2 protein-coding genes (1 of these 2 running past the window's edge) are annotated in these 12,926 nt (G+C 53.4%); both read left to right on the forward strand.

Annotation, left to right across the window (positions count from 1 at the left end; genetic code table 11):
* A protein-coding gene (locus PDUR_RS28775; protein WP_042206751.1) for an SDR family NAD(P)-dependent oxidoreductase crosses the window boundary here: on the forward strand, positions 1–1,099 show its 3' portion. Its footprint begins 14,030 nt before the window's first position; 1,099 of the gene's 15,129 nt are visible here — the last part of the coding sequence; its start codon lies beyond the left edge, outside the window; its stop codon occupies positions 1,097–1,099.
* Positions 1,092–12,902 carry an SDR family NAD(P)-dependent oxidoreductase gene (locus PDUR_RS13650; RefSeq protein WP_042206752.1) on the forward strand — a complete coding sequence of 3,937 codons (11,811 nt, stop codon included), beginning with the start codon at positions 1,092–1,094 and terminating at the stop codon, positions 12,900–12,902. The genes PDUR_RS28775 and PDUR_RS13650 overlap by 8 nt, the downstream gene beginning before the upstream one ends.
* Positions 12,903–12,926 lie beyond the last annotated feature (24 nt).

Here is a 12,926-nt window from a genome sequence, read left to right on the forward strand (position 1 = left end):
CAGCTATATTGAGGCGCATGGAACGGGGACGGCTCTGGGAGACCCGATCGAAATTGCCGCTCTAAACGAAGTATTCGGAAAAACCGGCGGGGCGGCAAAACATTGCGCGATTGGCTCCGTAAAGTCAAATATCGGGCATCTGGAATCCGCTTCAGGGATCGCCGGATTGACCAAGGTGCTGCTGCAAATGAAGCACAGGCAGCTTGTGCCTTCCCTTCATTCCCTCCAGATTAACCCCCGGATTAAACTGGAGGGAACGCCCTTCTCGGTGCAGCAGAAGCTGGAAGAATGGACAAGCACAGCGTATCCGCGAAGAGCCGGACTCAGCTCCTTTGGCGCAGGCGGGGCCAATGCCCATTTAGTCATTGAAGAATATGATAACCGTGTCATCCGGAAACAGGCAGCCGATGCTAAAGCCGGAGTTCCGCAAGCGATTATCCTGTCTGCGAAGGATGAAGAAGGGCTGAAGCGCTATGTGAGCGGTCTTGCGGATCATCTTAAGCAAGCTTTGCAAGCAGAGCGTGCTGCCGGCAGCAGCCAAGCCGGAGCACTGGCCGACCGCAGAGATATTCTGACGGTGCAGAACATTGCGTATACTCTGCAATTGGGCAGAGAGGCAATGGAGGAGCGCCTTGCTTTTGTCGTATCCGATATAGAAGAGCTGCTCCAATATCTGCATCATTACATCGAAGAAAATAACCAGCCTGCCGGAATGTATAGTTCGAATATCCGCAAGGCCAAACCGTCCACAAGCAAACCTTACGGGGACCCCCACGTATCTCAGTGCATCCGGGAGAAGCGGCTTGATGAACTTGTTCGGTTATGGACGGAAGGAACAGCCGTCCCTTGGGAAGAGCTGTATGCGGAGTTGGATGGCGCGAATCAACCTGCCTTCATTACACTGTCGCCATATCCTTTTGCCCGGGAACGCTACTGGATACCTGATTTTGATGTCAATTCGATCTATCAAGACAACACGCAGACCCTTCAGCCCGTTCTGGGCGACAAAGAACTGCTTAAGCTGTTTACCGAGGTGAGCGAAGGAACACTTGACCCGGTTCAGGCTGAACAACGGATAGGAGGCGCGGCTCGTGGATAAACCGGATGTTCAACACATTCTGCAAATGATCCAAAGGAAAGAAATATCTCCCGAGGAAGGCGTTAAACGGTTCAAGAGCTTGCCTTATACGGAATCGCAGGCGGGTAACGACACCTCCGTCAGCGATTTACTATACTGCACGGAAGTCTGGGATAACCGGGAGCTGGGAAGTACTGAGGATTCCGGCAAAGAGCAGAATCATATTCTGCTCTTTGATCTGAATACTGAGGGGTATGACCATCTGAAGAAGATTTTGCGGTCCAATCAGCTGAGCGGCAATCAGGCCAGCCTTGTCATCCCCGGAGCAAGCTACCAGGAGCTGGGGGAAGGTATTTATCAAATTCGTCCGGGGCAGCAAGGGGATTACGATCGGCTCTTTGAAGCGTTGCGGGCGCGGGGAGCATGGCCGTTCACAGTGCTGCATCTGTGGTCACGTTCCGGTTCTGATTCGGCCAAAGCAGAGCAAAGTGGTGCCGATTCATTGGACCAGCTGCTTAAGCGAGGCCTGTATTCCCTGTTCTTCATCAGCAAAGCTTGGCTCGGCCAAGGGCTGCAAACGTCCACAAAGCTGATTTACTTGCATACATCCGCCGTGGCAGGGGTTCAGCCTGCTTATGCTGCAGTTAGCGGCATGGTTAAAAGCGTTCTCAAAGAGCAGCCGGGCTGGATGTGGAAAACTGTGGAGGTGCAGTCGCAGACTGACGCAGAAGGGCGAGGATTCGAGGGGGAAGACTCATCCTCAGAAGCAGCTCGGCTGCTAGACATCGCTTGGCAAGAGGCCCGCGAGATCGCGCCAATCGCAGCGGATATTCGGTATGCCGGAGCTGTCCGGCAGATTAGAAATTTCAAGGAAGCCGCATTGCCAGAGGAAGTCAAGTCTCCTTTCCCACTGAGAAACGAGGGAATTTATCTTATTACCGGCGGACTGGGCGGTTTGGGCCGAATTATAGCCGCTTCCATAGCCGGGCGGGTAAATAATCCCAAGCTGGCGCTGAGCGGACGTTCCCGGCTGGATGAAAAAGGCACACAACTGATCAGCGACCTGGAACGCCAGGGGGCGGAAGTTCTTTATCTTCAGGGGGATGTGTCCAACAGGGAACAAACACAGGATATCATTGCCCGGATTAAGGCCCGATGGGGCGGTCTGAATGGCGTGATTCACTCCGCGGGTGTGAATCGGGATTCGCTGCTCCAGCACAAAACGGAAGCGGAAATGGAATCCGTGCTGGCAACGAAGGTCCGTGGCACGCTTCATTTGGACGAGGCAACCGCAGCCGAGGAATTGGATCTGTTCGTCCTGTTCTCATCCATCGCCGGAATTGCCGGAAACGCAGGACAAATTGACTATGCTTTCGGGAACAGATACATGGACCACTTCGCTAGCCAACGCTCGCAGCAGCGGAAGGGTCGGTCTTTGTCATTGATCTGGCCGCTGTGGGAGGAAGGCGGTATGCAGCCCTCTGATGAAGAAAAAGCCTTGCTTAAAGAAGCCGCCGGATTGGAGGCGCTGCCCACGAATCAAGGCCTGCGAGCATGGGAGAGGGCATTGCAGCTGAATGGTACGCAGTATGCTGTTTTGTATGGTAACCGGGAGCAGATCACCGGAATGCTGAAGGTTCAAAACGAAGCTCAGCAGCTAAAGAAATCCGAACGCGCTGTCCAGGAACAGCACGCTGACGTGAAGCGGACGGAGGTTGACAGCAGCCTGTTAACAACGCGTATTGAGAAACTGTTGAAGGAGCTGTTCGGACAACTGATCAAGCTCCCGGCATCCAGGCTCGACCTCGACACGAGCTTTCAGGACTACGGTGTTGATTCGGTGATGGTGAAGCGGTTCAACGACCTGTTGGAGCAGCAGATTGGCCCGGTCTCCACAACACTGTTGTTCGAATACCGAACTCTGCGAGAATTGGCGGCTTCTCTGGCCATGAGTCACAGCGGTCAATTTGCAGAAGCGCTCCACCTTCATTCAAATGATGAAGCAGCTTCAATGCTAAATGTTGACGCGAAGGCAGAAGTTGTTATGCAAGTTGCTGAACGGGCAACTGGGCAAACAGCTAAGCAAGCCGGTCAGGCAACTGACCATACCACCACCCCGGCAGTATCGGAACAACCCGGCTCCACGACCGGGGACGTAGCGATCATTGGGGTTAGCGGCCGATATCCGCAAGCGGCGGATCTCTCCGTCTTTTGGGATAATCTCAAAGAGGGCAAAGACTGTATCCGTGAGATTCCGGCTGAACGCTGGGACTACCATTCGTATTATGATCCTGACACGGAAGCTGCGATTAAAGGGAAAATGTATTGCAAGTGGGGAGGATTTGTTGATGACGCCGACCGTTTCGACTCGTTGTTCTTCAATATATCACCCAAGGAAGCGGGAATTATGGACCCGCAGGAGCGCCTCTTCCTTGAGACGGTGTGGAGCACGCTGGAAGATGCAGGCTACACCCGGGAAGCAATTGCCAAGCGTAATCTGGAGCGGAAGCTCCCCGGTGTAGGCGTATTTGCTGGCGTCACTACGAATTCGTATCAATTATGGGGACCGGAGCAACTGCAACAGGGGGAAACTTCCTTATCCACCTCTTTTCCCTGGTCTATAGCGAACCGGATCTCGTATTACTTTGATTTCAGGGGGCCAAGTATTCCTGTGGATACCGCCTGTTCCTCATCTTTGACAGCGATTCATATGGCTTGTGAGAGTTTAGCTAAAGGTGAATGCAGCATGGCGATTGCCGGTGGCGTGAACCTGTATCTTCACCCTCTGAAATATATAGTACCCAGCCAAAAAGGGATGCTGTCCGCCAGCGGGAAATGCAGCAGCTTCGGGGTGGACGCAGACGGGTACGTGCCGGGAGAAGGCGCAGGCGCGGTGCTGCTTAAGCCATTGGAGCAAGCTGAACGGGACGGGGATTACATTTATGGCGTCATTAAGGGAACCTCAGTTAATCATGGGGGAGCCAGCAACGGCTATACTGTACCGAGTCTCAGTGCACAGGCGGAGCTCATTCGGGATACGCTGCGGAAAGCTGATATTGATCCGCGGACGATTAGTTATATTGAAGCACACGGAACGGGCACCGTACTGGGGGACCCGATTGAAGTTAATGCTCTGACCAAAGCGTATAGTGAATTCACACAGGATCGCCAATACTGCTCCATCGGTTCAGCTAAATCGAATATCGGACATCTGGAGGCAGCGGCTGGAATCGCAGGCTTGACGAAGGTGCTGCTGCAAATGAAGAATGGACAACTGGTGCCGTCGCTGCATGCGGAGGTTACGAATCCGAATATCCGGTTTGAGGAGTCTCCCTTTTATGTGCAGCAGGAACTGGCGGATTGGCAGCCGTTCTTGAAAGAACAAGGGAAGATTACCCGCATCCCGCGCCGTGCAGGAATCAGCTCCTTCGGTGCAGGAGGCGCCAACGCCCACATCATAGTCGAAGAATACAACTCTGCGAAACTGCCGGTGAACACGGGAAGTGCTGAAGCACAAGTGCATATCGTGCCATTGTCGGCAAAAAACGAGAAACAGCTGCTGGACTATGCGCAAAGGCTTCTTCATTTTTTGGAGCAGAAGACAGCAGCCGTTCAGGAGAATGAAAACGAAACCGGATTCATGGAGAGATTGGCTTATACGTTGCAGACAGGCCGCGAACCGATGGAAGCCAGAGCTGCTCTGTTGGCCAGCGGCCTGAAAGAGCTAATCGCCAAGCTGCAAGCATATGTCCAGGACAATTTCTATGGGGAGGGTATCCTGCAGGGCAGTGACCGCCGTTCAACCTTGGGCAAACTTCCGCAAGACGAGGATATGAACGGAATGCTTCGCAATTGGGCAGCAAAAGGAAAGCTGATCCAGATCGCTGATTTTTGGGTGAATGGCGGAATGGTGGATTGGCCCAGCTTAAGCGGTAAGCAAGTGCGGAAGCTCCCGCTTCCTGCCTATCCTTTTGCCGGTGAGCGCTACTGGCTTCCCCAGCACAGCAGCAGCCCTATGCAGGGGCCGCTGAGAACTCAGGAATTGCATCCGCTCGTTCACACTAACGTTTCGACTCTGTTGGAACATAAATACATCAGTATCCTGAAGAATAAGCAGCCGTTTATATACGGTAATGGACTCATTGCGGGTTTTGCCTTTGTGGAAGCCGGACTAGCGGCTGGCGGGCTGGCCGTAGAGCAGCACATCCGGAATATCCGTAATGTCGAGTGGTCTGAACGCGCAGCCCATAACGGCGACATCGAGGAGCTGCTGATCAGGGTTTATCCTGCCGGAGAAGACCTGCAATATGAGGTTGAAGCTAAGGATGGCCAATCTGAGGAAGTTGTGCTGTCCCAGGGAGTGCTGCTATTGAACCCGTTCTCTTCAGGACCTTCTGGCATGGAGGAAACACTGAATCTGCAAGAGATTAAGCAGCGCTGCGGGAAGGAATGGACAGGCGGACAATGCTACGAGCGCTTCCAGACAGCCGGTATGGATTACGAACCTTCATTCCGTTCTATTCAGCAGATCGTTATTGGGAAAAAAGAAGCACTGGCACAGCTCCGTTTGCCATCGGATCATGTAGAGCCGGAGCCGGGCCGTGGCGGGTTGACGCTTCAGCCTGTGTTGATGGACGGCATTCTGCAAAGTATTGCAGTGCTGCTAAGTGCTGGTGATGACAACCGGCTATTTGTTTATAGCCCGCGGCATCTGAACCATTTGGAGCTGCGTGGAACCCTGAAAGATATATGTATGGTGTACGTTACGAAGTCCTCCGGACAAGCAATCGATGCTCGTCCGAACGATTCTGTCTTCGATGTCCATGTAACGAATCTGGAGGGGAATTTGCTGCTTCGTTTAGAGCGGCTTCAGGTGAGACAACTGGAAAGAAACGCAGTCTCGGGTATATCCACCAGTGCTGATGTCCGCAGGGAGCCTGCCGTATCTACCGCAGTCTTAGCGTCTTCTCTCCTGTGCTGTACTGAAGCGTGGGTGGAACGGAAGCTGAATAGACCTGCACAGCCTTCTGGCGAGGCGGGTCATGTTCTGCTCTTTGATGTCGGTACCGGCGGATACCAGCACCTGAAAAGCCGTCTTCTCGCCGAGGGCCAGACGGGCCGGCAGCTTAGTCTGGTTATTCCCGGTACAAGCTACCAGGAACTCGGGAATGGCATCTACCATATCCGTCCGGATCAGGCTGCAGATTACGAGGCCCTGTTCCAGAACTTGCGGACGCGCGGGGCTTGGCCCGGCACAGTTCTGCATCTCTGGTCATGTGGCGGTGCGGAAGAAGGGAAGCACAGCGGCGGTGAAAGCTTGCAATGGCAGCTGCAAAGAAGCCTTTACTCATTGTTCGCCATCGGAAAGATGTGGCTGAATGAGAGAGGAGCTTCCTCTACAAAGCTGATTTATATGCATACATCCGGCAGTGAAGGCGCCCGGCCTGCCTATTCGGCAATTGGCGGCATGGCCAAAAGTGTAATGATGGAGCATCCGGGTTGGTTATGGAAAACGGTTGACGTTCGTCCGGAGTTTACAGATGCTGCCCAGTACGCCTATGAGAACGGCTTATCCGCAGCAGGAGTGCAGCTGCTGGATATCGCCTGGCAAGAGGCGGAAGAAGGCTCATCCGCCTCAGCCGATATCCGCTATGACGGAAAGGTCCGCCAGGTTAGAGTCTTCAAAGAGGTGCCTTCAGAACTGGAGTCTGGAAACAGACCCTTGCCGTTAAAGGATGGGGGCGTTTACCTGATAACTGGCGGACTGGGCGGATTAGGCCGGATTATAGCCTCGTCTATTACCCGGTTGGTAAAACAGCCCAAGTTGGCGCTAAGCGGCCGCACCAGGCTGAATGAAGACGGAGCGAATGTTATCCGCGAGCTGGAACGGCAAGGGGCGGAAATCCTTTATGTTCAGGGAGATGTGTCTGACAAGAAGCAAACGCTGGACCTGTTAGCCGCGATCAGAACACGTTGGGGACAACTGGATGGTGTCATCCACTGCGCCGGTGTGAACAGGGATTCCTTGCTGCGGCGCAAAACAGATGCCGAGATCGAGGCGGTGCTTGCGGCGAAGGTCTATGGCACTATTCATTTGGACGAGGCGACTACGGGCGACGGATTGGAGCTCTTCGTCTTGTTCTCCTCCATAGCCGGAATCGCCGGCAATTCCGGACAAAGCGATTACGCATACGCGAACAGCTTTATGGACCATTTTGCCAAGGCACGCTCATTACGCAGCGGCGGAAGGACTTTGACGCTGAATTGGCCGCTGTGGGAAGAAGGCGGCATGCAGCTGCAAGCCGAAGAGAAGGCGGTACTGAGAGCTGTGTCCGGATTGGAGCCATTGCCAACAGCTTACGGCCTTCAAGCTTGGGAGACGGCTTTGCGGCTGGACGGCAGTCAGTATGCCATCTTTTATGGAGACCGGGAGCGTATCGCAAGGCTGCTGGAGGGTACACAAGAGGGTACACAAGAGGGGACGAAGAAGTTCACAACCGGGGCGATTACTGCTGTGCCAACAAACGCTGACTTCGGGGAGTCCATTGAGCCTGCCGAAGAGCTGTTAAGAACAATCTTCGGGGAAGTCATCGGCATGTCCGCAGCCCAAATTGATATGGATACCAACTTCCAGGATTACGGCGTCGATTCGGTGATGGTCAAGCAGTTCAACGCTATGCTGGAAAGGAAGATCGGGCCGGTGTCAACGACGTTGTTGTTCGAATACCGGACGATCAGAGAATTGGCCCGTTACATAGCGGCCCATCACAGCAGCATATTTGCTGAAGCACAGCCGTCCATGTCCAATAGCAATAACCATAAGAGCACGGGCTGGGAGAAGCTTAGCCCGTTTGGAAAGAGCCGGGAAAGACAGCCTGACCGCATCCGCGAATCCCTGCGGGCCTCCCGCAGTGAGCGAACGCAACGCTCGGGTGACGTTGCCATAATCGGCATTAGCGGAAGATATCCGCAGGCGGCGGAGCTATCCGCTTTCTGGGACAATCTGAAAGCCGGTAAGAACAGCATTACCGAGATTCCCGGAGATCGTTGGGATTACCGTTCCTACTATAATGCCAACACGGATGAGCTGCCGGAAGGGAAGATGTATTGCAAATGGGGCGGGTTCGTTGAAGGCGTAGAACGGTTTGATCCGTTATTCTTCAATATCTCTCCAAGAGAAGCCGAAAATATGGACCCGCAGGAGCGCATATTCATTGAGACGGTGTGGAGCACCTTGGAAGACGCTGGTTATACGAGGGGAGGAATCTCCCGCAGAATTCGCGAGGAGAACTTGCCCGGGGTTGGCGTGTTTGCGGGGATTACCACGAACTCCTATCAACTGCTCGGTCCGCAGGAATGGAGCAAAGGCAACATGATTACCCCAAGCTCCTTCCCATGGTCCATTGCCAACCGGATCTCTTACTTATTTGATTTCAATGGTCCGAGTATCCCAGTGGACACCGCCTGCTCCTCCTCGCTGACGGCGATCCATATGGCTTGCGAGAGCCTGCTTAAAGGGGAGTGCAGCATGGCGGTTGCTGGCGGCGTCAATCTGTATCTGCATCCCATGAAATATGTAATGGCTTCCCAGCTCAGAATGCTGTCCGCCAAAGGGCAATGCAGCAGCTTCGGGGCAGAGGCAGACGGCTATGTGCCCGGAGAAGGCGCGGGCGCTGTTCTGTTGAAGCCTTTGGAGCAGGCTGAGCGGGATGGCGATTACATTTACGGTGTCATCAAAGGTACTTCAATCAACCACGGCGGCGCCACTAACGGTTACACCGTGCCGAGCCTGAACGCGCAGGCTGATCTGGTAAAAGATGCTGTGCGCAAAGCGGGAATTGACCCGCGTACGATCAGCTACATTGAAGCCCACGGAACGGGAACCGTTCTAGGAGATCCAATAGAAGTTAACGGTCTGACCAAGGCATTCAGGGAATTTACCGGGGATACGCAGTATTGCGCGATTGGATCAGCCAAATCGAATATCGGACATCTGGAAGCCGCGGCGGGTATTGCCGGACTGACCAAGGTATTGCTGCAAATGAAACACAAGCAGCTTGTGCCGTCCCTGCATGCCGATGTAATCAATCCCAATATCCGGTTTGAAGAGACGCCCTTCTACGTCCAGCGGGAGCTCACAGATTGGCTGCCGGTCCTGAATCAGGACGGAGCGGCACGTCCCATTCCGCGCCGGGCGGGAATCAGCTCCTTCGGCGCTGGCGGAGCGAATGCGCATATCATCGTTGAAGAATACCGCAATGATAGACAGGCTGACGAAATCTCATCGAGGCAAGAGACGCCGTTCTATATTATACCGTTATCGGCCAGAAATACAGAAACGCTGCAGGTATATGCCCGTAAACTGGCTGCCTTCGTGGACCATAATCCGACCAGCATCGCAGCTGCGGGCGTTGATGAGCATGTCCTAGTTCCCGATGCAGCATTCGGTGATCAGGCAGCGATCATAGCAACACTGTCCGAAATTACGAGAGAAGTATTCGGAATAGAGGGTCAGGATTTGCAAAGCGATGACCCTGTTGTCGATTACAGCAGCGATCCTCTGGTCCTGTCCGAATGGCTGAGCCGGATAAACCGCACGTACCGAAGAGAGCTGGATCACATGATTTTGCATCAATATCCTTCTCTTCAGTCGTTGGGGGAATATTTATATTCAACTAATAGATCAGCGGTAATACAGAGCAAACAGAGCCTGCAAGGAGCCGTGCCAAGCGGAGAAAAGGCTGCCAATTCCAATCACCTTGCCGCACTTGACGAGCTGGCATACACCCTGCAAACAGGAAGGGAGCCCATGGCGTGCAGAGTAGCCTTCGTTGTCAGGAATCTGGAGGAGTTGTCCGCAGGTCTGCATGCCTACATTAACGACATTCCTTCAGCCAATGTACATCGTAGTGAGCCATTATCGGCAGGAGGCGCAGCGGAAGCCTTGTTAAATGGCAGTATCGGAGATATCGTCGCCGCTGAATTGATCAAGAGCAAGAAGTTCGCCGAAATCGCGCAGCTATGGGCAGCTCATGTGAACTTTGATTGGAACAAGCTGTATACCAACAGACATCCGCACAAGATGCCGCTGCCATCCTATCCCTTCTCCGGCAGCCGGTATTGGGTGGAAATCTCCGGCGAAGCTTCTATGAGTAGAAGTGTGGCTGACAAGAAGGATAACGAGCTTGTGACGATAACTGCCGCCGGTGATTCTTTTGCCAACAGCAGCAATAACTCTTCTCTGTCAGACGGTATGTTATATTTCCCGGGCTGGTCTAAAGCACCTTTATTGGATGAGCCAAGAAACGCGGCAAAAGCAGCACCACAGCATATCGTTATTGTCTCCGCACGGCAAGGAGAGCTGATTAGTTCCGGGTTAGCGGAAGCTCATAGCCAGGATAACGTTGTACAGCTCGTTATGGGCGGATCAACGTTCCCGCCATCCGCGCCTGCTCGTACCGGCCCCGTTTGGGACATTGATCTTACAGATTCAAATGCCTTTGAACGCTGCATCGGTACGATGAAGAAGATTGATCTTCTCTATTTTATTAGTGTCAATGAAGCGGCTGAATTGGATAGAGAACAGGAAGGGCTAAGAATTAGCCAAGAGGAAGGAGTAATGGCTCTATTCGGGCTGTTCAAGACTCTTGATAAATCCGGTTTTGCTGAAGAAGAGCTGACAGTGAAGGTTATTACCAATAACGTATGCGGTGTTAACCCGTCAGACTCTGTTATTCCTTACGGTGGAAGTATTCACGGCTTTATGTATTCCATGACCAAGGAATTTACGAATCTCCGCATCAGTTGTGTGGATATTGATATTGCTGAGCTTGATGTCCTTCGTTCGTCTGCAAAAGACCAGAAGCGGCTCATCGATAGCATTATGAACGAACCGCCTCATCCTATCGGTAAAGTGACAGCCTTGCGCCAGAACCAGCGGCTGATCCCGACGATGTTCCCGCTCGCTTTGCCGGAGATTGCCCAGACACCTTTCAGACCCAAGGGTGTCTATTTCATATTGGGAGGCGCGGGCGGCATCGGGATGGAGCTTGCCAAATTTTTGGCAAGGAAGGTGAGGGCCCGGGTGGTCCTTGTCGGCAGACGCAAGCTAGGCAGCGAACATCTGCAGAAGATCAAGGAGATTGAAGCTTGCGGCGGTGAAGCGCTGTATCTGAGTGCTGATGCAACGAGCCTGGATAGCATGCGGGCCGCAGTGGCAGAGGCGAAGTCGCAGTTTGGCGGCATTCACGGAGTTGTGCATTCAGCGATTGTATTGCAGGATAAGACATTGCCGGGAATGGATGAGGAATCTTTCAGAAAGACGCTTGCTCCCAAGGTGCAGGGCAGCGTAGTGCTCGCTCAGGCCTTCGAAGACGAACCGCTGGATTTCATGCTGTTCTTCTCGTCCGCCCAGTCTTTTACCGGCAATCCGGGCCAAAGCAATTATGCGGCCGGGTGTACATTCAAGGATGCCTACGCCCAATACCTTAGAAGTAAACTGTCCTATCCGGTCATTACCTATAATTGGGGGTACTGGGGAACCGTCGGAGTTGTCGCCTTCGATTCTTACCAGCAGCGGTTCGCCGCGCAAGGCGTCGGATCGATCGAACCGGAGGAAGGCATGTTTGTGGTAGAGCAGGCGCTGGCCGCCCGTACCGGTCAGGTTGTACCGCTAAAGGCGGATAAGTGGGTGCTGGAAGCATTCGGGTTTGAGCTTAATCGCCGGATCGAGTTATGCCCGGAGGAAGCTCCGTCCATGCTTGGCCGCTGGAAGCTGGAAGCTGAGCGTGTATTGCTGGAAAGCCGCTCTCCTGCACATTCCCGTGAGACATTCATAGATGCTTCGGCGCCGTTTATTAGCTGGTATGTACAGGAACGCTTGAATTCCAAGCCACAGGAGGCTATACGCATCCTTAACATCGGCGCAGATCCTGACCCGCAACTAAGTCAGTTATTACTCTCCTTGCCGGCCTATGTAGAGTACAAGTGTGCCGGGCTGAAGGATTCTTTGGCCGAGACTGTCAAATGGGATCTGATTCTATGGAGCGGGCCGACTCGTATAGAAAGCGGCCAGGAGGAATGGCTTCTACAAGTCAAACGTCTGCTAAAAAGAAACGGTGTGTTTGCGTTAACGGCTGCCTCAGACCATGACCGTACGGGAGAGCCGAACGGAGAATGGGTACAGGCCATGCAATCTGCCGGAATGAATCCGGTACTGTCTGTGTACGAGCCGCATCTGCTTGTGGGTGAGAGCGACGGCATGAACTTCACTGACCATACCCGGACTTTCGCCGTTCCAAGCACCCGGAGTCAGAGCGAAACGGAAAGCCGCTCGACTGCACCAAGCCAGCCTCAACGAAACAACACAGCAGGCCACCCTGCCGTCATCGAATTGGCAACAGACTATATCAAGACTGTCTTTGCCCAGGTACTCAAGCTGAATAAGGAGGACATCGACCCTAAAGCGAGCTTTGAGCGGTATGGAGTAGATTCAATCATGGTGATGGAGCTGAACAGACGTCTCAGAAAAGACTTCGGAAAGCTCCCATCGACGCTGTTGTATGAGCATACTACGGTTGAACAGCTGGCTCGCTATATGGAACAGGAGCATGCTTCCGGCCTGCTGCAAATCAGCGGTGTATTGGAGGACAACTTACCCGAGCCTATCCATTCCTGGACGGAGATTGCCGCTGGCGGCAGATCCGAGCAGGAAATCCCGCCTGAAGCTTCCGCTCAGGCAGGGGAATCCGAAGTAGACAGTCTGGTTGATGAAATGTCCGACGATGAAGTAGATGCTCTTTTGGAACGGTTATTGAAACGTTGACCGAACAACGGAGACAGATCATAG

This window comes from Paenibacillus durus (assembly GCF_000756615.1).
In the GTDB taxonomy this organism is placed as follows: Bacteria; Bacillota; Bacilli; order Paenibacillales; family Paenibacillaceae; genus Paenibacillus_AQ; species Paenibacillus_AQ durus.